General features: G+C 58.8%; 23 protein-coding genes and 1 pseudogene. 10 read left to right on the top strand and 14 right to left on the bottom strand.

What is annotated here, in order from left to right:
• The first annotated feature begins 478 nt into the window (after window positions 1-478).
• From FJW03_RS29535 to tnpC, 6 genes are all read left to right on the top strand, one after another.
• Window positions 479-2194 (top strand): acetolactate synthase catalytic subunit, encoded by a 1716-nt coding sequence (locus tag FJW03_RS29535; RefSeq protein ID WP_140767076.1) that lies wholly within the window; start codon window positions 479-481, stop codon window positions 2192-2194.
• Between the two features lie 44 nt (window positions 2195-2238).
• The gene (locus tag FJW03_RS29530) at window positions 2239-2997 is read left to right on the top strand and encodes an SDR family oxidoreductase (RefSeq protein WP_140767075.1); all 759 of its coding nucleotides are present in this window, start codon (window positions 2239-2241) and stop codon (window positions 2995-2997) included.
• Between the two features lie 104 nt (window positions 2998-3101).
• Window positions 3102-3788, top strand: a complete 687-nt coding sequence (locus FJW03_RS29525) for a GntR family transcriptional regulator (RefSeq protein WP_140767074.1) — start codon at window positions 3102-3104, stop codon at window positions 3786-3788.
• 301 nt (window positions 3789-4089) lie between these two features.
• Window positions 4090-4578, top strand: a complete 489-nt coding sequence (tnpA, locus tag FJW03_RS29520; RefSeq protein ID WP_319022896.1) for an IS66-like element accessory protein TnpA — start codon at window positions 4090-4092, stop codon at window positions 4576-4578.
• The gene (gene tnpB, locus FJW03_RS29515) at window positions 4575-4931 is read left to right on the top strand and encodes an IS66 family insertion sequence element accessory protein TnpB (RefSeq protein ID WP_127242249.1); all 357 of its coding nucleotides are present in this window, start codon (window positions 4575-4577) and stop codon (window positions 4929-4931) included. The genes tnpA and tnpB overlap by 4 nt, the downstream gene beginning before the upstream one ends.
• Window positions 4932-5000: 69 nt before the next feature.
• The gene (tnpC, locus tag FJW03_RS29510; protein ID WP_226890512.1) at window positions 5001-6548 is read left to right on the top strand and encodes an IS66 family transposase; all 1548 of its coding nucleotides are present in this window, start codon (window positions 5001-5003) and stop codon (window positions 6546-6548) included.
• 57 nt (window positions 6549-6605) lie between these two features.
• Here the strand turns inward: tnpC and FJW03_RS29505 are convergent, their stop codons facing one another.
• From FJW03_RS29505 to FJW03_RS29495, 4 genes are all read right to left on the bottom strand, one after another.
• Window positions 6606-6968 carry a hypothetical protein gene (locus FJW03_RS29505; RefSeq protein WP_140767521.1) on the bottom strand — a complete coding sequence of 121 codons (363 nt, stop codon included), beginning with the start codon at window positions 6966-6968 and terminating at the stop codon, window positions 6606-6608.
• Between the two features lie 251 nt (window positions 6969-7219).
• Window positions 7220-7273, bottom strand: a complete 54-nt coding sequence (locus FJW03_RS29500) for a hypothetical protein (RefSeq protein ID WP_226890723.1) — start codon at window positions 7271-7273, stop codon at window positions 7220-7222.
• A gap of 11 nt (window positions 7274-7284) precedes the next feature.
• Window positions 7285-7419, bottom strand: coding sequence for a hypothetical protein (locus FJW03_RS30155; protein ID WP_264296503.1), 135 nt, complete (start codon window positions 7417-7419; stop codon window positions 7285-7287).
• Between the two features lie 2 nt (window positions 7420-7421).
• Window positions 7422-7559 (bottom strand): AsnC family transcriptional regulator, encoded by a 138-nt coding sequence (locus FJW03_RS29495; protein ID WP_226890511.1) that lies wholly within the window; start codon window positions 7557-7559, stop codon window positions 7422-7424.
• A 435-nt stretch (window positions 7560-7994) separates the two neighbouring features.
• Here FJW03_RS29495 and FJW03_RS29490 point away from each other — a divergent pair, with 435 nt between their 5' ends.
• The 3 genes from FJW03_RS29490 (at window position 7995) to FJW03_RS29480 (ending at window position 11070) form a co-directional block, all read left to right on the top strand.
• Window positions 7995-9164, top strand: a complete 1170-nt coding sequence (locus FJW03_RS29490; RefSeq protein WP_140767421.1) for a M24 family metallopeptidase — start codon at window positions 7995-7997, stop codon at window positions 9162-9164.
• Between the two features lie 280 nt (window positions 9165-9444).
• The gene (locus FJW03_RS29485; protein ID WP_140767420.1) at window positions 9445-10254 is read left to right on the top strand and encodes an acetoacetate decarboxylase family protein; all 810 of its coding nucleotides are present in this window, start codon (window positions 9445-9447) and stop codon (window positions 10252-10254) included.
• A gap of 21 nt (window positions 10255-10275) precedes the next feature.
• Window positions 10276-11070: a 3-hydroxybutyrate dehydrogenase gene (locus FJW03_RS29480; protein WP_140767419.1), complete on the top strand. Its 795-nt coding sequence runs from the start codon at window positions 10276-10278 to the stop codon at window positions 11068-11070.
• Window positions 11071-11274: 204 nt separating this feature from the next.
• Here FJW03_RS29480 and FJW03_RS29475 read toward each other — a convergent pair whose 3' ends face one another.
• Both FJW03_RS29475 and FJW03_RS29470 read right to left on the bottom strand, forming a co-directional pair.
• Complete coding sequence (locus FJW03_RS29475; RefSeq protein WP_226890510.1) at window positions 11275-12465, bottom strand: LysR family transcriptional regulator; 1191 nt, start codon at window positions 12463-12465, stop codon at window positions 11275-11277.
• 368 nt (window positions 12466-12833) lie between these two features.
• Window positions 12834-13856 carry a cyclase family protein gene (locus FJW03_RS29470; protein ID WP_140767418.1) on the bottom strand — a complete coding sequence of 341 codons (1023 nt, stop codon included), beginning with the start codon at window positions 13854-13856 and terminating at the stop codon, window positions 12834-12836.
• 189 nt (window positions 13857-14045) lie between these two features.
• Here FJW03_RS29470 and FJW03_RS29465 point away from each other — a divergent pair, with 189 nt between their 5' ends.
• The gene (locus FJW03_RS29465; protein WP_140767417.1) at window positions 14046-14777 is read left to right on the top strand and encodes a GntR family transcriptional regulator; all 732 of its coding nucleotides are present in this window, start codon (window positions 14046-14048) and stop codon (window positions 14775-14777) included.
• A gap of 60 nt (window positions 14778-14837) precedes the next feature.
• On the opposite strand, the gene FJW03_RS29460 is transcribed toward FJW03_RS29465, so the two are convergent.
• The 8 genes and pseudogenes from FJW03_RS29460 to FJW03_RS29425 form a co-directional block, all read right to left on the bottom strand.
• Window positions 14838-16244 carry an aminotransferase gene (locus tag FJW03_RS29460; protein WP_140767416.1) on the bottom strand — a complete coding sequence of 469 codons (1407 nt, stop codon included), beginning with the start codon at window positions 16242-16244 and terminating at the stop codon, window positions 14838-14840.
• A gap of 159 nt (window positions 16245-16403) precedes the next feature.
• Entirely contained in the window at window positions 16404-16901 is a 498-nt protein-coding gene (locus FJW03_RS29455) for an Lrp/AsnC family transcriptional regulator (RefSeq protein ID WP_140767415.1), read from the bottom strand.
• A 328-nt stretch (window positions 16902-17229) separates the two neighbouring features.
• Window positions 17230-17472: pseudogene (locus tag FJW03_RS29450) on the bottom strand (fumarate hydratase C-terminal domain-containing protein); the annotation flags it as partial.
• A 49-nt stretch (window positions 17473-17521) separates the two neighbouring features.
• Window positions 17522-18058 (bottom strand): TOBE domain-containing protein, encoded by a 537-nt coding sequence (locus tag FJW03_RS29445; protein ID WP_226890509.1) that lies wholly within the window; start codon window positions 18056-18058, stop codon window positions 17522-17524.
• Entirely contained in the window at window positions 18034-18615 is a 582-nt protein-coding gene (locus FJW03_RS29440) for an ABC transporter ATP-binding protein (protein WP_226890508.1), read from the bottom strand. Before FJW03_RS29440 ends, FJW03_RS29445 begins: the two co-directional genes overlap by 25 nt.
• A gap of 29 nt (window positions 18616-18644) precedes the next feature.
• On the bottom strand, window positions 18645-19076 hold the full coding sequence (locus tag FJW03_RS29435; protein ID WP_226890507.1) for an ABC transporter permease: 432 nt from the start codon (window positions 19074-19076) through the stop codon (window positions 18645-18647).
• A 399-nt stretch (window positions 19077-19475) separates the two neighbouring features.
• A complete protein-coding gene (locus FJW03_RS29430; RefSeq protein ID WP_140767506.1) occupies window positions 19476-20435 on the bottom strand; it encodes an ABC transporter permease in 960 nt (319 codons plus the stop codon).
• A gap of 29 nt (window positions 20436-20464) precedes the next feature.
• Window positions 20465-21571, bottom strand: coding sequence for an ABC transporter substrate-binding protein (locus FJW03_RS29425; RefSeq protein WP_226890506.1), 1107 nt, complete (start codon window positions 21569-21571; stop codon window positions 20465-20467).
• Window positions 21572-21813 lie beyond the last annotated feature (242 nt).

Here is a 21813-nt window from a genome sequence, read left to right as displayed (position 1 = left end):
CCACTACCGCATCATCCTGCCCACACGCGAAAACTGACGGTTCGCGGTAAGCGGCCAAAACACGATAACACCAAGTTTCGACAGATCGCTTATCCACGCACGTCAACAACACAGTCCGACCCCACAGCGCGATCGGCAACAAGCCGCCGATATCGCTCATGAAAGGCTCATCGGCGGCTTCCGCCACCTGAGCCGGACACCCCGGAAGTTCCGGCCCGGGGCGATCCAAAGACGGGAGCACGTCACCGGTGGCCCACATTTCGGATACCGCCACTAGGCGGTACATCCGGCATGACGGCGATCTCTACCACTCCGCTACTGTTCCGTGCGGCACTCCGTGAGAACGCTACTTGACTTTCGGGTTGCCGTGCCTGGTCCGGCGAGCCAAGCACTTGCAACTCGCCCCGGAGGGCGTGCCCATTGACGTCGGCGATAGTATATGCTGTTTGATATAGCAAATAGCAAATGGAGCTGCCGCATGCCCGCTTCCGCATCTAATTCGACAGTCGCTTTGCGCTTAGGCGAAGCACTGGTTCGGCACGGGGTCGTTACCACCTTTGGGCAGAGCTTACCCTCCGCCTTTCACTTGGCTGCACCGCATCTCGGCATTTCTCAAACCGTGTACCGCCAAGAGAACATGGGGGGCACCATGGCGGACGGTTACGCCCGGATTTCCCGAAAAGTCGGCATCGTGACAGCGCAGAATGGACCCGCCGCGACGCTCTTGGTTCCCCCGCTCGCCGAGGCACTTAAGGCTTCCGTACCTGTGGTCGCGCTTGTCCAAGAGGTTACGCGGGAAACGGTCGATAAGAATGCTTTTCAGGAACTCGATCATGTGAAACTGTTCGAAGGCGTTTCGAAGTTCGTCAGACGTATCGACCGGGCGGAGCGTTTGGACGACTACGTCGACATGGCGTTCACGGCAGCTACGTCAGGGCGCCCCGGGCCTGCCGTGTTGCTCTTGCCGGCAGATTTACTGATCGAGAAAGCTGAGGCGGGCTCCAAACGACGTATATCACTGGGAACTTTCCCGCTCGATCGCTGTCTGGCTGACCCGTCGCGAATTGAAGCTGCCGCCAGGCTTCTGGCTGATGCGGATCGACCGGTCGTGATCGCAGGCGGGGGGATTCACATTTCCGACGCCTCAGGGGAGCTGGCCCGACTGCAGGAGGACGCGCATTTGCCCGTCGCCACCACTTTCATGGGAAAGGGAAGCGTCGACGAAACACACCCGCTGTCGATCGGCGTCGTCGGCAACACAATGGGTATGGGTGCCCGGACTCGAGAACTCAAGTCAACGATCAATGAGGCTGATGTTGTCCTGCTGGTAGGCAACCGTACCAACCAGAACGGCACGGATTCGTGGACGCTGTACCCCAAATCCGCCCGGTTCATCCATATTGACGCCGACCCTACTGAGGTCGGGCGCAATTACGAAGCCTTGCGGCTTGTCGGGGACGCCAAGCTCACCCTCGCGGCATTGCGGACGGCAATTCTGAAGCTCGACCTTATGAAGCGGAGCGCCAGCCGCGCCGCCGTCGAAGGGCGGATCGCCGAGGCAGTAACCCGATGGACCGGGCTTATAAAAGCCGTCACCGAACGCGACGGCAAGAATGTGCGTCCCGAAAGAGTAGCTGCAGAAATCGACAGGCGCTTGGGCGCAAGCGACATCATTACCGCCGACGCGTCTTACTCATCGAACTGGATAAACACCTACATGACTGCAAAGGCGGCGGGCCAACGGTTCCTTGCGCCCCGAGGGCTCGCGGGCCTGGGCTGGGGAGTTCCGCTCGCCATCGGGGCTCAGGTTGCGGCGCCTCAGGCACGCGTCGTTGCGCTGGTCGGCGATGGCGGCTTTGGGCACTCCTGGGCCGAACTGGAGACGCTGCGAAGGCTCCAACTGCCGGTGATAATCGTGGTCTTGAACAACGGCATTCTCGGATTTCAGACGCATGCCGAAGATGTTAAGTTCGGCGAGCACACGATCGCCTGTGACTTCGCAGACGTCGATCATGCGGCCATAGCGAGGGCTTGCGGAATTGACGCCGAGCGGGTCGAGGTCGGTGAGGCGGTCGGCCCAGCCCTTGACCGGGCCTTTGCTTCGGGAAAGCCATATCTGCTTGAAATCAAGACCGACCCCACAGCCAAACCCCCGCTGACCCTGTTTTCAGGGCATTTTCCCGAACCGTTCTAGTCTCGCCGGCTCAACTTTGCGTCTCACGGAAGGAGGGCATTTGGATGGATAATCGTGACAGGGTTGCGCTGGTTACCGGAGCCGCGCGAGGGATCGGGGCCTCGATCGCACGGAAATTGGCATCCGTGGGCCACCCGGTGGTGCTTGCGGACGTGCTTGCCAGCGTCGAGGACACCGCGGCTGCCATTAGGGCAGAGGGTTATCAAGCCCAAGCAGTGCAACTGGATGTTTCGGACGAAGCATCCGTTGCAGATCTGCCACAAAGGCTTGGCGGGTGGTGGTCGGATCTTGGCGTGATCGTCAACAACGCCGGAATATCGCCAAAGGTCGAGGGTCGGAAGCGGCTTGTCGAGGATATCCCTTTGGACGAGTGGCAACGGGTTATCAGCGTTAACTTGACCGGGCCATTTCTCCTATCACGCCGGGCCATCCCGGCGCTCAAGCGCCGCCGCTGGGGACGTATTGTCATGATGACAAGCCAAGCCGCGCATACGCCCAGCAGCATCACTGGCGCCTACTATGGCGCGTCCAAAAGCGGACTGATGGGTTTTGCACGCACGTTGGCGCTTGAGCTTGGGCCGTTTGGCGTCACGGTGAACAGTGTGGCGCCCGGCCGCATAAAGAGCGAAATGGTAGCCGGTTCAACCCAAGCTGCAAACGAAGCTTTCGTCGCCAGCATTCCTGTGGGGCGGATGGGTGAGCCTAACGAGGTCGCCGAAGTCGTTAGTTTTCTTGCCAGCGACGCTGCGGCCTACCTGACAGGCGCAACCTTAGACGTCACAGGCGGTAGCTACATGCCGTAAGCAGCATCGACAGGCCTGTCTGCCTGTGCTGCGACGAACAACGATAACGGGCGGACAACAGTGCTATAGGCTCATTGCGATGAATCTCTCTAATCGGTCCAGCCATGGAACTTCGTGAACCACTCGGTCCGGTCGAAAAGGAAGAGACGCTTACCGAGAAGGTTTACCGTCGTGTTCGCACAGCACTGGTTTCGGGCCAGTTGGTGCCAGGTCAGAAGCTCGTCCATCGAAACCTGTCTGTTGAATTGGAGGTCAGTCCAACGCCTGTGCGGGAAGCCTTGCTGCGGCTTGTTTCAGAAGGCGCGCTTGACCTAGATGCCCGCGGCGTGGCCTGGGTCCCCCACTTGCCTCTCGCCACCTATGAGGAAATCATAGAGCTTAGGGTCGACCTCGAGGGCCGAGCGGCGGCACGAGCCGCCCAGCTTGCCACTGCACAAGACGTGGCATCGCTAAAGGCTATCCACGATCGACTGGCAGAGGCCCGCCGCAGAAATGATACCTCCAAGGCCCTTGAGGAAAATGAACGCTTTCATTTTGGTGTCATCGAGATCGCTCGCATGCCGGTGCTGCGCAGGATTGTCGAAAACCTCTGGACACAGGTGGGCCCCACCATCCGCCTCTTCATAGCCGCACCGCGTCCTATCTCACGCGGCTTGCATCCTCATGAAGAACTCTTGCGAGCGCTCGCTCGGCATGACCAGGAAGCGGCCCGAGCTGCTGTGGAGCGCGACCTTCGAGACGGCGCCAAAGTCCTTGCACCTTTGCTGTCCAGCGTTTCGGAAACGCGCTAGCGGTCCGATCTGCTAGCAAGGGTAAGAAGCCTGGCGATTGATGTGGAAAATCGCCTTGTCTCAAATAATCAGCCGCACGAGCGGTGATCTACGCGCTCCTCCCCCCGGGGGTCAGCGTGGTCGTCGGTAGCTGGTCCAACTGATTGCCGGCGTATTGCGAGTACCTAGCGGAATTGGCCTCGCCCGCGCGTCTTTGCCGCGAGAAGCCTTCGATCGGCGGCCAACGAACCTTACGTCTCCATCTGGAGCGCTTTCACGTTCACCTTTAGCGTAAGCGGTGTTCTGACAGCACCTTTCGCACATGACCGGAAGGAACGATGTTCGAAGGCCTCGAGGGCTTCGACACATGACGATTTCAGAGCTTACGCTTAAGTCCAGGGATGAAGAGCCGGTTCGTCGGCTTGAGATCTTCACTGGCGCCGGTCGGCGGCGAGAATGGCTGCCGGATGAGAAGGCGCGGATCGTGGCGGAAAGCTACGAGGTTGGCGAGACCGTGAGCGCGGTGGCCAGGCGCTATGCCTTGTCTCCGCAGCAACTGTTCGCGTGGCGTCGGGCCGCTCGTCAGCCGTTGACGGCGTCGGCACCTGAACCGCTCTTTGTTCCGGCGGTGGTGACGGCGCCGGCTCCGGAACCCGCGCCGACGCGTCCAGCGCAGCCGCGGAAGCGGAAGGCGACCCGAGATGCTGGCGTGATCGAGCTTGAGATTGACGGCATCGCCATGCGGGTCGGCCGGGGAGCCGACGCCAAGACGGTTGCGGCGGTGATCCGTGCACTGAAGGCAACCTCGTGATCGGGCCGACGGGCGCCGTCAAGGTCATGGTGGCAACGAAGCCGGTAGACTTCCGCAAGGGTGCGGAGGGGCTGGCTGCGTTGGTGCGCGAGACGATGGGCGCCGATCCGTTCAGCGGTGCAGTCTACGTGTTCCGGGCGAAACGAACGGATCGGATCAAGCTGATCTTCTGGGACGGCACCGGCGTCTGCCTCTATGCGAAGCGGCTGGAGGATGGCGAGTTCCGTTGGCCGAAAGTGCAGGATGGCGTGATGCGGCTGACGGCCGCTCAGTTGTCGGCGCTGCTTGAAGGGCTTGATTGGCGGCGGGTTCATGAAGCCCGCCGGACGCGCGCTCCGGCGCAGGCGGGTTGATCCGCGACCAAGTGAATCAGCCTGGATTCCGCTGTCGCCCGGAACTGGCGAATATGGTCTGATCCGATCATGGCGATGACAGCGGACCAGCTTCCCGACGATCCGGATGTGCTGAAGGCGATGGTCCTGGCGCGCGATGTCGAGAATGCTCGCCTGACCCAGATCATCAAGGAATTGCAGCGTCACCGCTTCGGCCGCCGGGCCGAGAGCCTGCCCGAAGATCAACTGCTGCTTGGCCTTGAGGAGGCCGAACAGATCGAGGCGGCAGGCGAGGAAGAGGCCGAGCGTGCCGATCCTGCCACGCGCAGGGAGCGCACCGCAAAGCGGCGGGCGAACCGGGGTGCGCTGCCGGCGCATCTGCCTCGCATCGAGATGGTCGTCGACATCGAGGACCATGCCTGCCCATGCTGCCGCGACGGACTTCATCGGATCGGCGAAGACGTTAGCGAACGGCTCGACATCGTGCCGGCGCAACTGCGCGTGATCGTCGTACGGCGGCCCAAATATGCCTGTCGTGCCTGCGAGGACGTGGTCGTGCAGGCTCCGGCGCCCGCCCGGCTGATCGAAGGCGGTCTGCCGACCGAGGCCACCGTCGCGCAGGTTCTGGTCTCCAAATATGCCGATCACCTGCCGCTCTATCGCCAGGCGCAGATCTACGCCCGGCAGGGCATCAATCTGGATCGCTCCACCCTCGGCGACTGGGTCGGCCGCGCCGCCTGGCATCTGCGTCCGGTCCACGAGCGGCTGCTGGAGAAGCTGAAAGCCTCGCCGAAGCTCTTTGCCGACGAGACCACGGCGCCGGTGCTGGATCCCGGCCGCGGCAAGACCAAGACCGGGCAGCTCTGGGCCTACGCTCGCGACGATCGGCCATGGCAGGGGAGCGACCCACCTGGCGTCGCTTATGTCTATGCGCCGGACCGCAAGGCCGAGCGACCGATCGCCCATCTGGCGGGCTTCACCGGAATCCTGCAGGTCGACGGCTATGGCGGCTATCGCGTGCTCGCCGACAAGAGCGGCGCAACGCTCGCCTTCTGCTGGGCACACGTGCGCCGGCGCTTCTACGAACTCGCCGCAGCCGGCCCAGCGCCGATCGCCAGCGAGGCGCTCCGGCGCATCGCAGAGCTCTATCGCGTGGAGGACGACATCCGCCGCCAGCCAGCAGACGCCCGTCGTGCTGTGCGCCAGGAAAGGAGCCGGCCGATCCTGGTCGAGTTCGAGCCGTGGCTGCGCGAGAAGCTCGGCCTGATCAGCCAGAAGACCAAGCTCGCCGAGGCAATCCGCTATACGCTGTCACGCTGGGAGGGACTCACCCGCTTCCTCGACGACGGACGCATCGAGATCGACTCTAATACCGTCGAGCGGTCGATCCGCCCGATCGCGCTCAACCGAAAGAACGCCCTCTTCGCCGGATCGGACGGTGGTGCCGAGCACTGGGCCGTCGTCGCCTCGCTCATCGAAACGTGCAAGCTCAATAGAGTCGAGCCACTTGCCTACCTCGCGGACGTGCTCGCCAGGATCGTCAGCGGACATCCCAACAGCCAGATCGACGAACTTCTGCCCTGGGCCTATTCCAACCGCGCCCTCGCACCGAGAGCTTTGCACAGCAAGGTTCAGTGAAAGTACGACGCGATCCTAAGTAAACGGCTATGCCCAAGCAATTTTGAAAGGGCGCAGTTAGTCATTGCTACCTGTGGCTTCGCGGACATCATCCCTGAGAGCGGACATGAACTCGTCTGCCTTCCGCACAGCAAGCCCCGCTGCCATTCGCTGCCCATCGGCCCAGATAGCTTGAAGCGCCGGATCCTTAAAGACATCGGCAGTGTCTGCCTGCTTCAGTATCTGGGCGCTCCGGCTATGGACGATTGCGACAGCGCGCTCAGCGTCCTCCATCCCAAAGTCATTGCCTCTTATCCGACCAAAGGGCTTCTGGTCCGCTTCCGGAAGCTCATGCCCGGTAACCAGGTTGAATGCCTCGTCCAGCCTGTCGGCTACGCACACGTCGCCTCGTTCAATTCTGAGTTTCGTTTCGACTTTCATAGAGCTCTCCTCGTTGTCTGGTCCCATTATACCCTTCGGCACTCATGATGTTGAACGACGCGTTGAGCTTTTTTAGACGCGGGTGCGTTCCAGACGACGCTTACCCTTTAGCTGTGCGCCTCTTTCGCATTGGACGCCGCTATACCAAAACGCGCGGTTCGAACTTGATCCGATCGAGCGTGATCATGCTCTTGAATTTGCGAAAATTGGCGTTGGTATACAGTTTCGTTTTGACGAAAACGTCGAATGCCTCAACGTCTTCCAACCGCGACAATTAGCACGAAGTCCGCATCCCCTGTGACCATATAGCATTGCGTTACTTCCTTTCCGCCCGCATCGCACGTTTGAACTCATTGATCAGATCCAGCCGCTCGCGATCGAGCTCCACGTTAACAACCACAGTCAGAGATTTGCCAAGCGCTTTCGGGTTTACCAGCGAGATGTCAGCCACGATCACATTGTCCGAACGCAGCTTGTTGATGCGTCCATGCAGGAGGCTCCCGAGGACCCCACGACCTCTGCCAGCTCTGCGAATGAAAGTCGATTGTTGTTCTTTAGTGCCGAGAGGATACGTCGGTCGAGATCGTCCATCGGAGGTGCCGGTGAATATTTGCAGGGAACCAAGCTGCATTACCCGCTGGCCTCTTCGATGCAACGACGCTGTGGTTCCATCTGCAGATCCCAAACTCTGGCACCTGGTCGTCGAGCCCGCGGATGCGCAAAGGACTTCCTTGTGCGGCGGAGGCGAAAATTCCAACATCGCGAAAGCTGAAGCATCGACCACCTGACCATATCGCCTTGTGCTGGGTATCTCGCTGCTAGATGGCGTTGATATACAAACTGCATTTGACCTGCACCAGCCAACGTTCGATCCTCCCGCCAATGGGAACGGCTGTTTCTGAACAGCGGACTCGGCGCCCTTTGACGCGGCCCGAGTGCTGATCGAGCGCAGGATCACCCGAGCGTGCAATGACGCTCTGGCATTCTTGGCCATTGTCTCAGAATTGCAAAATGGAGTTGAAATCAATGACGATCACCAAAGGGCCACAGGCGTTTCCTCGCGCGGAATTCTTGCGCAGGCTTGGCACTGTCAAAGAAGAGATGGGCCGCCGCAATGTCGATGCCCTCGTCGTTTCCGATCCGAACAACATTACCTACCTTACTGGATACACGGCAGTCTCTGGTTATGTGCCGCAAGGCCTCGTTGTTTTGATCGACGAAGAGGAGCCATCGTTTATTCTGCGCCAGTGTGATGCGCCGGCGGCGCTCCACCAGGCGTTCATGGATCGGAACAAGGTGATTGCGTATCCGGAATACCTGATCGGGAATCCAGAAAAGGATGGGTATGACACACTGATTGATTTCCTGAATGACGCCGGCGTCGCAAACCGCACCATTGGACTCGAGCAGAACAGCCTACCGGTAACGGCGACGGAGAAATTCAAGAGACGTTTGCCCAAGGCGAAGGTCGTGGATTGTACACTAGCCGTAACCTGGATCCGCCTGGTCAAGTCGGATCTGGAAATCGAGGTCATGCGGGAATGTGCTGCCATCTCCGATGCAGCGGTCCTGCGTGCCGCCGAGGTGATCCGCCCTGGTGTGCGCGAGGCCGATGCTGTTGCGGAAATCGTGGGAACGTTGGTCCGCGGCGTGAACGGCAAGCCGGGGACGCTCATCAAGCTGGTGGGCCTGTGTTCATCGCCTCGCACGGGAACCTGCCACATTCCCTGGAGCGAGGATGTCTTCCGCGACGGATCGCAAATCAATCTGGAGCTTGGTGGTTCGCGCCACGGCTACGCCGCCGGCCTTATGCGCACTTACTCGATTGGTGCGCCGAACGATCGCTTGCAGCGCATTCACGACGCCGAAGTCGAAGGCCTGGAGGCAGCGCTTGGAGCCGTTCGCCCAGGAGCGACCTGCAGCGATGTCGCCGAGGCTTTCAACCGGACCATCGCCAAGCGTGGCTTCAAAAAAGATACGCGTTGCGGCTACGCCCACGGAATCGGCTGGCTTGAGCCCACTGCAAGCCTGAAGGAAGGCGACATGACCGTGCTCAAACCGAATATGACGTTTCATCTAATGTTGGGCAATTGGGTCGACGAAGATTTCGGTTATGTAATCAGTGAGACGTTCCGGGTGACGGAAAAGGGCGCCGACGTGCTCACATCCGCCCCGCGGAAAATCTTCCAGATTTAAACTTGGTCAACTGCGCCCATCAAAGCCAGGGCTGGTAGGCAGTCTGTCAGACCTGGCTCAGCACCCGCAAACGCATGATGTCTCGTCGTCGTGCGGATGCAGAGGCTGATCCGGCCGATAACCGAGCAATATCGTCTTGCGGCCGGTCAGCCGCAGCCAACCCGAAGCGAGATGTCGCAAGTTTCCGGCCGGGTACTAGAATGGTCTCGTACCGGATCGCAGCCTCCGCATTAGCCGTACATAAGGATTGATCGTGCCTCACGCGCATAAGGAAGGGTCGATGTACCGAATGCCATACGGCTTCGGACCGACCGCAGGGCCTCGGCAGGGGCCGGACAATGGACCTTTCGATTGGTCGAACACCCCGCGCCGTTGGTCCGCGGCGGTGAGTTTTCTTACGGACCCTAAATCTCTTGATCATTTGCTGCCGCCGCAGTTTGAGCTCGCCGGCGAGCCCGTCGTTACGGTGGAATTCTTCGTGCTGAGCGAACTCGCCTGGTTGGCCGGCCGCGGCTATTCTATGCTTCAAGTGCGCTTTCCTGCCGCCTTCGGTGGCAACCGGGACCGTGCTGTCGGCACCTTCCTTTCAGTCCTGTGGGAGAATCTTGCCGATCCGATTCTCAGCGGCCGTGAGGAGTTGGGGTTTGCGAAACTGTGGTGCGACCTTCCTCCGCCTAGGATCATGGGAGATCGGGTCACCTGTGCAGCATCATGGCTTGGGCATGAATTCGCGGTCCTTGAACTTAGCAACCTTGTCGAGGCCGAGCCCCGCACGCCGACCTACCCAGGTCTTGGAGGCAGTCAGAACGACGGAACCCTTCACTACAAATACATCCCGAAAACAGGCGAATGGGGAAAAGCTGCTGTCGCTCACGCCTGCTTGACCCCGCCGGCGGGCAATCCGACCACGCAAAGGCTGCGTATCGGAACCGGGCAGGTCACATTCAAACCCACCACTTGGGAACAGATGCCAACGCAGTATCACATCGTCCAGACACTTGCTGCCCTGCCCGTCCTGGAGCAACGGGAGGCTTGGTGTGTGGAAACGCGGGGGGCGTCTGACCTGTCCCAACAACGGGCTTTGGCCTGAGCGATGCCGGGAGATACAGCTATGGCTGCCACGCACCTAGAAGGTCGCGTCGCGCTTATAACCGGCTCAACGAGCGGTATTGGCCTTGCTATCGCGCGAAGACTTGCAAGGCAGGGCGCAACCGTATGCCTCCACGGGCTGGGGGATGCTAAGCAGGTCGAGTCGGCGATTTGTGCCGTGGCGTCGGAAGCTGGCGTGCGGCCGCGACATTTCGGTGGAGATCTCGGTAGCGCGGCGGTGGCCACGACTCTCATCGAGGAAGTCGAGAAGAGCGTGGGCAGCGTGGATGTCCTGGTCAACAACGCGGGCATTCAGCATGTTTCCCCCGTTGCCGATTTTCCGCTTGAACGGTGGAATGCTGTCTTGGCAATCAATCTGACCGCGCCGTTTTTGACTATTCAGCGCGTGCTTCCAGGGATGTTGCAACGCAACTGGGGACGCATAATCAACATCTCCTCGGCTAGCGGTTATCGTGGTGTCCCGCATAAGGCGGCGTACGCGGCTAGCAAGCATGGCCTGCTCGGCCTTACCAAGGTGGTTTCCTCCGAAACTGCCCAAACCGGCGTCACCTGCAACGCGGTGTGTCCCGGGTGGGTCATGACGCCGCTTGTGGAGCGGCAGATCGAGGCTCGAGCGGCAAAGGACGGAGTCGACTTTGAACGCGCCGCCTTCGAGATGGTATCGGCCAGCCATCCCTCCGGCCAGTTCGTGAAGCCAGAGCAAATCGCAGGACTTGTCGCGTACCTGTGCTCGGAGGACGCCGACGAAGTACGTGGTGTGGGTTGGAACGTGGACGGCGGACGGCTTGCGCGATAGCTGCGGGCTTGGACACGCGCACCGATTGGGTTTTTGCTCGCATTTGCGACAACTCTGACCGCCGGTGCGCCCTGCCTCTCAAAGTCGAGCCAAGCTTAGCTGAGCTGCCACGTGCAACTAGGAGCGCTTGGCTGGAGCGAGCAGGTGTCTGTTGTCGTTTCAACGGCTCAGGCGGATCCAAACCCCTGAGCGACGATTTCGACCTCAAACTCGGTCTTGTTGGTACATCAATACATTATGCTCGCGTCGGGCCGGAGGCCTATGCGGCGCGATGGTGGCTATCTGTGCTTCCACATCTTCAGGAGTTGCTTTGGCTTCGGTCGCTTCTAGTGCCAAGTCTTTCACAACCTGCGAAACCAGCGCCCGCGCCGCTCCCAGTAACGCACTTCGTTCCTCTCTTGGATTTGCTGCAAGAACGACAGTCCGCGAGATAGCGGGATCGACAATCTTCACGCAACGCAGCTGGCCGAGCGATGCTTCGCGCTGGATCGCCGATGGGGTCAGTATCGAACAGACCTTCCCATCCGTCACCATATCGATGATGGTGGAGAGCGAATCTATTTCAAACCGTACGTCCAGTGCACAGCCATGGCGCGCGATGAGGTTGGTGACTGAATGTCCAATGCTGTTCGCCCTTACCGGGATAGCTAACGGAAATTTCTGCAGATCGGACAACCGCACCGTATTTTCGAACGGTGGTTTGTTCGGAGGCACAACGAGGCAAAATTCCTCGCGGGCCAGGATCGCAGCATCTTGGTTTTCGACGGTGCTTTCGAGGATTGCGAGGCTGAAACGACCTTGAGCCAGCCATTCTTCGATGGGGCCGCTCATCCCTTCAACAATCTTGATCGAGACCATTGGCAGCTGTTCTCTCGCCAGCGCGAGAATCCTGCTCACCATCATCCGTGCGACCCCACACGATATGCCGATCGTGATTTCGCCCGAAGGTGACTTCGCTGCGTTGGTCAATTCTTCTTCGGCGAGGGTTACCCTTTGCAAAATTGCGCGCGCGTGATGTGCCAGCTTATAGCCAGCGATGGTAGGCGTGACACCTGTTCTGTCGCGAACCAGGAGCGATGTGCCGAAGCCTTCCTCCATCTGCCTGATATGAAGACTAAGCGCACTTTGCGCGACGTGTAGCCGCTCCGCGGCTTTGGTAAAGCTGCGCGCTTCCACCACACCGAGGAAATATCTCAGGCGCCTGAAATCGACAATGCCCGCCCCTCTTATGGTCGGCGCAGCGAGCGAGGCTGCGAAATCATCGGAGCGCTCGAGGCGTTCGTTCAGTACACCGGCTTTTTGAGCGGTTTGTGTGTGCGAGATACCTAGGCGCATCACGTTAGGGGTGATGTTTCGGCGGGGGTCGAATGCTTCCGCTTCGCGCGATTGCTTCATCGGGTTCCAACCTCCTGCTTGGGATGAAGTCGGTGTTAGGGAACACCGGCTTCGACGGGCGCGGACGCGCTGACATGCCCAATCCTTTCGGGCCTTCGTCAGGCGATGGCAGCTGACCCTGCCGCTGCCATCGCCTGGCAAACAGAATTGCCTGTGAGGTTGACCTCACCGGGCATCCCGCCGTGTGCCGCGAGCCCGATCCGAATTCCGAGGGCGGAATCGAAGTGAACATGATGCCGACACATCGCCCGATGTCGAAAGTGTCCGCCGCGCGGATTCGCTTCCGAGCCTGCCACGCAACAATTCACTACGTGCCCGACGGCCAAGCGATACAACGTTCCCGACATTGTTTTTCATCGCGCAAGACCTCATACCGTCGCTACCGGCGTCAGCGGCGAGCCGAAAGAGCCAGGCAGACGCAGTGGCGGCGCGGTCAAAAAGAAGCGGTTGCGACCGTTTTTTTCGAGCCAGCCAGCAAGTTCAGTTAGGTACCAGAGTTCTCCAAGTGGGATGCCCGATTTGAAGAGACACTGCTGATGGAGCGGGAGTGCTGCGCAATGCTGACAGCCGGCGGGCACCGGGCTGGGGTAACCTTCAACAGCAAAATTGTCGGCGATCAGCGCAGCAATGCCGCTCACTTCCAGCCAACCAAGCAGCCTTTCGTCCCGACCATCAAGCACCGCACAGGCATTGTGCAGAACCTTGGGGTCGGGCGTCCCTTTCATGTCTATGAGCAACTGAGCAAATCCCGTATGCAAACAAAGCATATCGCCCGGTTCGACCTCCACGGTCTGATCTTGCAGCGCACGCATCAAGTCGTCGTAGCCCACCCACTTTCTTGCTGTTCCATAAATCTTGGCCAGGTCCACTAGAATGCCGCGCCCTTGCATACCGGTTTCGGCGAGCTTTTCGATTCCCAATCGCCGAGCTCTAGCTCCGTCCTTGTCGTCCGGTCCCAGTATATCTGTGCCGCCCCTGAACCCATTATAGTAGACGACCTCGGGAACTCCGTCGCCATCGGCATCGAAATACTGACCAATATGACTGAGGGCGTCCCACTGGGTCGAGTACTGCGTGTAAAGCGTGATGCTGTCATCACAGGACGTATCTATATAGTGCTCGTTTTCCAGTCGAAGTGGATAGTTAACGCTTGGCTTTCCGCCTTTGCGCAGCGCAAGATGGCGCTCAGGTGGTTTCCTGTTCGGATTAAGAGCGGTGCCGCCGGGCAAATCCAGGGGCAGACTGAGGCAGAACGTCTTCCCAGTCTTTATCTCCGTCGCGGCTCTTAGTCGGCGCTCGTCGGTGAGGAGGTTGACGCGACCTAACTCGTCATCATCTCCGAACACCCCCCAGTTCGCTCCCTCCGGCTTGTTCTTCCAGCGCTCACTCACCTGCCAGCTCCACTGTCCTGCACTAAGCCCGCGGGAGTTCCGTGGGCTTAGAAAAGCACTGGCGGAAAACCCAATCTTTGATATTTTATAAAAAATAATCTTTGCGATGACAAGGGGCTTCCCCTATGCCTATCCCAAAGAAATCTGCATATTGATGTCGAGGTCTGTCCTGAGAAAGTTGCCGAAGCGATGCGCGAACTGTCCCGTGCCAATTTAGCATCACGCGCCTATGCTGAGATTCGAAAGGAACTCATCGCCGGCCAATTTGAGCCCGGGGAGGCTCTCAAACTCCGTGAGCTGTCGGAACGACTGGGAACAAGCCAAACTCCCGTACGGGAGGCGCTCATGAAGCTTGCCGCGGAGCGGGCATTGATCGTGGAGCCGGGTCGATCGCCGCGCGTACCAAACCTTACCCTCGCGCGCTTTGTAGAACTGCGCGATATGCGCGTCGCACTCGAAACGCTTGCCGGCAAAGGCGCTGCTGAAAACGCGACGCCTTCACTCACCCAAGAGTTGCGAAGCCTTCATGAACGCCTGCTGCGCGCCAAGAACGAGGCTCGTTTCAAAGAAACGCTCGCACTTAACCGCAGCTTCCATTTTGTCCTGTACAAGGCGGCCGGCCGGGACATCCTGGTCGCCATGATCGAGTCACTTTGGGTTCAGACTGGTCCCTATCTGAATTTTCTGTATCCGGGCACAGTTGCCGTTTCCGACACATCCCATCCGCATGCTCGTATTCTGGCGGGCCTGGAAGCAAAGGATGCTTCCATCGTGGCTACAGCAATCGAGGAAGACATTGTCTATGGAGGGCGGCCCGTCGTCGATCACCTCATTGGACTTAAGCAAGATGACGTGCCGCATCCAGTCTCGGCCCTCCCCATTGGCAAGAGCCGAGAAAAGAGCCTACCTAGGATTGAATAGAGGCCCTGCGGGCTGCTGAACAGCGCTCAATTTGATTTAGGGCGGCTGAGCATGGTGGGCTCATATAGCCCCTTCGCCCTTCAGCGCTCGATACGTTGCGTCAACCGACCGCGCAGTCGCCTCGACAATCATGTCGATTTCGCTCCGGCGGATGATCAAGGGGGGAGCATACCCGAGGATGTCGCCATGCGGCATGGCTCGGCCGATAACACCATTCTCGAGCAGAGCGGCGGCAGCGCGCGCACCGACCTGAAGTTCAGGTTCGAACGGGACCCGTCTTTTTGGATCTCGCATCAGCTCTACGCCGGATAGAATTCCAACGCCTCGAACTTCTCCAACGATGGGATGCCCCTCCAGCTCGGCTTTCATGCGACCGTGCCAATAGGGTCCGACGTCCTGGACGTGCTCCAATATCTTTCGTTCCTTGAGCAGTTCGATATTGGCAAGTGCGGCAGCCGCACAGAGCGTGTGGCCGGAATATGTCCAGCCATGCCCAAGAGCGCCATGTTTCTCGGTTCCTTGCTCCAGAACGGACCAGACGCGATCCCCGATGATCGACCCAGAAATCGGGAGGTAGGCGGAACTCAATCCCTTGGCGACAGTCACGAAATCCGGTCGGATGCCGTAGAGGTGAGAGCCGAATTTTTCGCCGGTTCTGCCGAACCCGCAAACCACTTCGTCAGCGATTAGAAGAACATCGTACTTGGCGAGAACGGCTTGTATGGAAGCCCAGTATCCCTTTGGCGGGGGAATGATGCCGCCTGTCCCAAGTACTGGTTCACCAATGAAGGCCCCAACCGTCTCCGGTCCCTCGGCCAGAATAAGTGCTTCGAGTTCAGCCGCACAACGGCTCGAGAAGGCCTCCTCACTCTCGCCATCATGCGCCTGACGATAATGGTGCGGTGTCGTTGTATGCCGCACCATGTCCAAAGGCAGGTCGAAGAATTTGTGAAAGAAACCGAGACCGGTCAGGCTCCCGGTGACGAGCCCCGACCCATGATAGCCGCGATTTCGAGAAATGATCTTTTTCTTCTCGGGTCGCCCGAGGATATTGTTGTAGTACCATACCAGTTTGATGTTGGTCTCATTGGCGTCTGAACCGGAAAGACCGAAAAAGACCCTTCGCATGTCCTGACCGAAATACTCCACCACAGCTTCCGCCAATCGTGCGACCGGCTCGCTGCCCTGGCCGGCATACACATGCGCGAACGGCAGGCCTTTGGCTTGCTGTGCGATGGCGTCGGCGATTTCTGTGCATCCATACCCCATGTTCACGCAGTAGAGCCCACCGAAACCGTCCAGGCTTTTTCGGCCATCGGTGTCCCAGATATACACCCCTTCCGCGCCGGCCATGATGCGGTTGGGCGTCTCGCCACGGCTGTGCTTTGCCAGATGTGTCGAGGGATGGAACACGAAGGTCCGATCCTTCTCTTGAAGCTGTGCTGTTCCCAAATTGGTCAAACCCATAGCCGTACTCCTCTCGATCGCTTGGCGAAGAACGCTTCGTCAGCCGCTATTTCAGTGACGAGACTAGCGAGGAACACACCTTGGATTTCGCGGATTGCGAAGCTCTAACCAAACAATTCGCGGATTTCATATCGAAACCCGTGGAAAGCGCTGCTCCAGTTATCGTTGCCGCAAAGAAGAGACCGGGATCGGTGAATTCGACTTCACAGGCTTGGTAACGACCAGGCTATAATACTGATCGATCCCAAGGCCCGTCTGCAGCAATCGCTCCATGAACTCTTGATACGCGGCCATGGATGGGGCAGCGACGCGCATCAGATAATCCACTCGGCCTCCAATGCCCCAGCAGTCCAGAATCTCGGGAATATCTCTAACGGCGTTTTCGAAATGGCGCTGGTCCTCGAGGCGATGACGATCCAGCACGACTTCGACCATGACGAAGACCATGCCACCGATGAGGGCAGGACTTAGTCTTGCGTAGAACCCTTCGATGATGCCCGCGGCTTCGAGAATGCGAAGCCGCTCCGAACAGGCAGATGCCGAAAGGTGCACGCGTTTTGCGAGCTCGGCTTTGGAAATCCGACCATCGGATTGGACCTCGGAAAGAATGCGCAGGTCCCAAGCATCCAGACGCAGCGTGTCGGTTTTCGGCTTCATGGTCCTCTATTGCAAAAGCCGCCTTCGGCGGTGATTTCCCCCACTAGGCCATTATTACTGAAACGAGTCGATGCGATAACAACATTTGGCGCCGCTCAGCCATGGCGAGCCTAGGCATGCCCACGGGCCAGCGTGGCTGAAACGCTGAAGATATCGGCAGTATGCGCCAAGAGATCTCGGAGCTGCGGTTGCGCACGGGAAATACTTCGAAAGCTCGTTCCTGCTGAGTTGGCCAGCAGGACCGGCCGCAGGCATGACGGAAACACGGGCTCGGAGTTGAAAAGATGTATCATTGCGAGCCTGGACTAGGAGCGAAGGCGCGACGGACTCAAACACCGATGTCGCGTGGTCTTCTATCGGCCGCCATGCGGTTGCGCCACTCAAGCGGACCGGAAGCGTGGATGGAGTTGCCCTCAACATCGACAGCCACGATCACCGGCATGTCCTGCACCTCGAATTCATATACGGCTTCCATCCCCAAATCCTCGAACGCGACGAGCCGTGCCGACTTGATCGCTTTTGATATCAAATAGGCAGCGCCTCCAACCGCAATGAGATATGGCGTTTTATGCTATCAGAAGCCCGGCAAACCGGCGCATCAAATGCCGCTTCTTCGGTGATCAATTCGCCGGAACGACGACGCCGTGCTCCGTCCGCCACTCCACCCCTACGTCTTCGCCTGGAGTCGCCTGGAAGCTCGAGGCATCCGACTTCGACCGAGCATAGATGGCTTGATTCAGCGCTTCCACTTCGTATTTCAGCGTGCCGCCCAGGTACACGACCTGCCGCACACGGCCAATGATTCGTTGCGTGCCGGATGCAATCGGCGAATTGACTGGAACCAGGACCAGCTTATCGGGCCGGATCACCAAGGCAGCTCGGGATTCGGGCGCGAGAGCCTCTTTGCAGTGCGCCGGTCCAAGCAGATGCCAACCGTCCCCTTTGACGGAGATCGTCTCGCCGTCGCGGCCCACGACCCCGCGGAAGATATTCGCCTCGCCAATGAAGTCGGCAACGAACTCCGTTTTGGGATGATCGTAGATGCCCTTGGGATTGTCCAGTTGCTCTATACGCCCACGATTGAATATTGCGATCCGATCAGACAGGACCAGCGCTTCCTCTTGATCGTGGGTCACGTGCAATACGGTGATGCCCAATTCCTGATGCAGACGCCGCGCCTCCAGTTGCAGCGCGCCTCCCGAAGCTTCTTGTCGAGTGCGCCGAATGGTTCGTCCATGAGCAGGAGACGCGGCCGGTAAACGACGGCCCGCGCGAAAGCCACGCGTTGTTGCTGCCCCCCTGAAAGCTGCCGCGGGAAACGTTCCTCCAGTCCCTCCAGTCCCACAAGGCGCAGCGCCTCGCGCACCATTCCGGCACGCGCGGCCTTTGGGGTGCGCGTCAACGGGAACGCGATGTTCTGTCCAATCGTCAGATGCGGGAACAGCGCATAGTTCTGAAATACCATGCCGATACCGCGCTTGTGGGGAGGTATGTGCGTTGCGTCCTGCCCGTCGATCAAAACTCGTCCTGCGGTCGGGTGAACAAACCCCGCCACCATATTCAGTGTGGTGGTCTTGCCGGAGCCGGAAGGGCCGAGCAAAGTCATGAACTCGCCCCTGCGCAATTCGAGGTTGATTGCGTCGACAGCGACATGATTGCCGTATTTCTTGGTAACCCCTTGCATCACCAGGGCCTGCGACGTCGTTTCGTGCATTACCTCGTCCCGTCGTGTTTGGATGTTCATCATTGCACGCTATCGCCGAGAAGTTGGCGCTTCCCTCGAAAAAGCATGAACCCGAGAATGAGCGAAGTGACTGCCAGAAGAAGCGTCGAGATCGCGGCCGCCGTAGGGTCGATGGAAAGTTTCACTTCGTTGAAGAGACCGACGGGAATGGTGATGACAGCCGGGCTCGTCAGGAACGACGCCACGATAAATTCGTCCCAGGATCCAAGAAACGCGAAGACAAACCCGAATAAAATCCCCACCCGGATCAACGGAGCGGTGACGCGCAAGAAAACCATGGGCGGGTTGGCGCCCATAATCGCGGCGGCACGCTCGAGATTGCGATCCACCGTGACCAGGGAAGCCGTTATCATGATAATGGGGAACGGCAGGTTCAGAACGGCGTGTGCCAGGATCAGCCCGAGCACGGTCCCCACCAGATTGCCGCCCACCGTGATCGGTCCGATCTGCCATCCAAAGGTCCACACAAAAGAACATGCCGATGGCAATCACGACGGTAGGAACGATCAACGGCGACAGAAGCAACGCCGACACCAGGCGCTTTCCAACAAACCTGCCGCGCACGAGCCCAAGCGCCGCAAACAGACCAAGCACGGTGGCTAGCGTTGCCGAACCGATACCGACCTCGAGCGAGGAGACGACTTCGCTTTGCCAGACAGAACTGGACAGCACCACATCGTACCAGTGGAAGTCGAAGCCCACAGGCGGCCATATCATTTCCCGAGCTTCGGTGAAGCTCAACGGCACAACGATCAGCAGCGGTGCCGCCAAGAAAAGGCACACCATGACACCAAAGACGCCAAACAGGAGCCGAGAGAAGAACTTGGGCCTCATTCGGAAACCCCCACGCCGAAGACGTCGCGGAACCGGACGAAAGCGCTGGCAACGATTAGCACCGTAAACGTCACGCAAAGCAGGGCCACGCTGATTGCACTCCCGTATCCCCATTCCACATGCTGGACAGCGATGACGACCTGCTGGGCCACGTACAGATCCCGACCGCTGCCCAAAAGCGCGGGCGTGATATAGAAACCTAGCCCGATGACAAACACGAGGACGCACCCGGCAAGGACGCCAGGCATGCTGAGCGGAAGAATTATGCGAACGAACGTCCGCACGGGTCCCGCCCCCAAAATCGCCGCGGCCCGTGAATAGTCGTGGCTGATCCGGCGCATTACCGCGAAGATCGGAAAGACCATGAAGGGCAACAGAACAGCCAGTATGCCGAACATCACTGAGAAATTATTGCGGATCAATGGCAATGGCGTGCTGATAACCCCCAAGTCGATCAGCGTGGTGTTTACGACCCCGGTATCACGCAGGAGCACGGTTAAGGCATATGTCCGCACAATGAAGCTGACCCATGAGGGGATCAGTACAGCCAGTTGCAGGATCGTGGCCACCCTCGCCGACGAAATGTACATGAGATATGAGTAGGGATAGCCAATGAGCAACGCCCCGAACGTCGCTACAAGGGCCGTCTCGATAGTCGTGAGAAAGGTCTCCCCCACGATTGGGGAAGACACGAGACGAATGTAATTTGCGAAGCCGGGACTGGGATCCACAAAACTTTGGACCACTACAAACGCCAACGGCCAGATGAAAAACAACACCAAAAAGATCAAGGCCGGCAGCACCAGCCATCCCCATCGGTTGGCTGGTGCTGCCTGCGCCTCGTCTTGCCTGGAAACCGGATTTGACGATGTTCCGCGAACGGCTCGGAACCACCGGCGGAAGAGGCCTCGATACCCGGACGCCAGGTTATTGGACGGGCTAAGCGACACAGACATTCAAAAGCTCCAGCATGGTTTGTATCGTTCTAGGACGCCTTCCATTGCTGAAATTGATTGTTGATCTCATCATAGTGGCTGCCCAGCCATGACGCGAGCGTCGGACTATCGAGCAGCACGTGCGGCTTGTCCAAATGACCGGAGGGATACGCGTCGCCCCATTTCGGGTTGGTCTCCGCATGGATGTTCGCGGGGCCGAGGGCGATGCAGCTTGTCTGCGTCCCGTTGATTTTTTTGCTCAGGACAAAGGCCAGATATTTCATTGCCAGGTCCTTGTTCGGATTCCCCTTGGCTACGGCCCGCATATCGGAGGCAACCAGGAAACCGTTCCAGACCTGCCCCACCGGCTTACCGTCGGCATGTGCCGAGGCAACACGATTGGCATACATCATGGTGAGCGGCGTTTCGCCCGATATGAGCAGGTCTTGGACCTGGGCGCCCGTCTCCCAAAACACCAAATCCTTCCTAATGGTGTTCAGCTTCTTGAATGCACGGTCAAAATCCAGCGGCACGATGTCCTTGGGTGCCACACCGTCGGCAAGCAAGGCCATAATAAGGATCGTATTCGGGCTATCTCCAACGCCGCGCTTGCCGGGGAACTTCTCCAGGTCAAAGAAATCATCCCAGCCCGTCGGAATCTTTCCGCCTGTCTTCTCGGAATTATATCCGAGAGTGTAGGCAAAATCGTCAAGCGCGACAGCATAGGTTTGCGCCAGGTCCGGGATCAAGTCCGCTTTGTTGATGACCGAATAATCGATGGGCTCAAGATATTTCTCACCGTTCGGAGGTTGAGCAAATGCCGAACTGACATCCATTACATCAGAGGTATAGTGACGGGTGGTCACCGCGAGCTTGAATTTCGAGTTATCGGCGTTTTCGGGACTGGTCAGGATCTTGATCCCTGCTTCCTTTTCAAATGGTTCGAAAAAGGAAGTGCGCAAGCAATCCGCGTACATGCCTGTCCCGGTTTCAAGCGTCAGGGTTTTGCTCTCCGCCCTCGCCGGACTGAGCAATGCCTCCGGCCCAAGAATCGCGCCCAGCGCCGCACCGCCGCCAATGGCAAGGCCGCCCTTCAGCACGCGTCGCCGAGTGGGGCCCTTCGTGAATCGATTGAATTTCGACATCTCAGATACCATGGTTTCCTCCCTTACTTTAGGATATGCTTCTTTGATTTTCCCGAGGTCTTGTCGTAAGCTGAATTTAGCTCATTTGGTCGTGCTACTAGGTCCCAGCTGAGCTGCCGCATTGACCATGCATTTTCCCCGAAAATGCGTATGTGGTGGAGTATTGGATCGCCGCCACTCACCTGTTTCGCCGAAGATTAGCGATGCTGCAGCTAGCGTCAAATGCAGTTTGCATATGTTCTCATCTCGCATTG

Origin of the sequence: Mesorhizobium sp. B4-1-4 (assembly GCF_006439395.2) — a bacterium.
Classification (GTDB): domain Bacteria; phylum Pseudomonadota; class Alphaproteobacteria; order Rhizobiales; family Rhizobiaceae; genus Mesorhizobium.
Note: the sequence above shows the minus strand (reverse complement) of the source record. Positions and strands in the feature narration are given on the sequence as shown.

What these genes read in the sequence shown, in the direction of transcription:
- FJW03_RS29480 (WP_140767419.1), top strand. Translation starts at nt 10,276, where the DNA reads ATGGCTGCCACGCACCTAGAAGGTCGCGTCGCGCTTATAACCGGCTCA.
- FJW03_RS29455 (WP_140767415.1), bottom strand. Translation starts at nt 16,901, where the DNA reads ATGAAGCCGAAAACCGACACGCTGCGTCTGGATGCTTGGGACCTGCGC.
- FJW03_RS29530 (WP_140767075.1), top strand. Translation starts at nt 2,239, where the DNA reads ATGGATAATCGTGACAGGGTTGCGCTGGTTACCGGAGCCGCGCGAGGG.
- FJW03_RS29505 (WP_140767521.1), bottom strand. Translation starts at nt 6,968, where the DNA reads ATGAAAGTCGAAACGAAACTCAGAATTGAACGAGGCGACGTGTGCGTA.
- FJW03_RS29495 (WP_226890511.1), bottom strand. Translation starts at nt 7,559, where the DNA reads ATGGACGATCTCGACCGACGTATCCTCTCGGCACTAAAGAACAACAAT.
- FJW03_RS29430 (WP_140767506.1), bottom strand. Translation starts at nt 20,435, where the DNA reads ATGTCTGTGTCGCTTAGCCCGTCCAATAACCTGGCGTCCGGGTATCGA.
- FJW03_RS29465 (WP_140767417.1), top strand. Translation starts at nt 14,046, where the DNA reads ATGCGCGAACTGTCCCGTGCCAATTTAGCATCACGCGCCTATGCTGAG.
- FJW03_RS29460 (WP_140767416.1), bottom strand. Translation starts at nt 16,244, where the DNA reads ATGGGTTTGACCAATTTGGGAACAGCACAGCTTCAAGAGAAGGATCGG.
- FJW03_RS29440 (WP_226890508.1), bottom strand. Translation starts at nt 18,615, where the DNA reads ATGCACGAAACGACGTCGCAGGCCCTGGTGATGCAAGGGGTTACCAAG.
- FJW03_RS29535 (WP_140767076.1), top strand. Translation starts at nt 479, where the DNA reads ATGCCCGCTTCCGCATCTAATTCGACAGTCGCTTTGCGCTTAGGCGAA.
- FJW03_RS29490 (WP_140767421.1), top strand. Translation starts at nt 7,995, where the DNA reads ATGACGATCACCAAAGGGCCACAGGCGTTTCCTCGCGCGGAATTCTTG.
- FJW03_RS29525 (WP_140767074.1), top strand. Translation starts at nt 3,102, where the DNA reads ATGGAACTTCGTGAACCACTCGGTCCGGTCGAAAAGGAAGAGACGCTT.
- FJW03_RS29485 (WP_140767420.1), top strand. Translation starts at nt 9,445, where the DNA reads ATGTACCGAATGCCATACGGCTTCGGACCGACCGCAGGGCCTCGGCAG.
- tnpA (WP_319022896.1), top strand. Translation starts at nt 4,090, where the DNA reads ATGACCGGAAGGAACGATGTTCGAAGGCCTCGAGGGCTTCGACACATG.
- tnpC (WP_226890512.1), top strand. Translation starts at nt 5,001, where the DNA reads ATGGCGATGACAGCGGACCAGCTTCCCGACGATCCGGATGTGCTGAAG.
- FJW03_RS29425 (WP_226890506.1), bottom strand. Translation starts at nt 21,571, where the DNA reads ATGGTATCTGAGATGTCGAAATTCAATCGATTCACGAAGGGCCCCACT.
- FJW03_RS29475 (WP_226890510.1), bottom strand. Translation starts at nt 12,465, where the DNA reads ATGAAGCAATCGCGCGAAGCGGAAGCATTCGACCCCCGCCGAAACATC.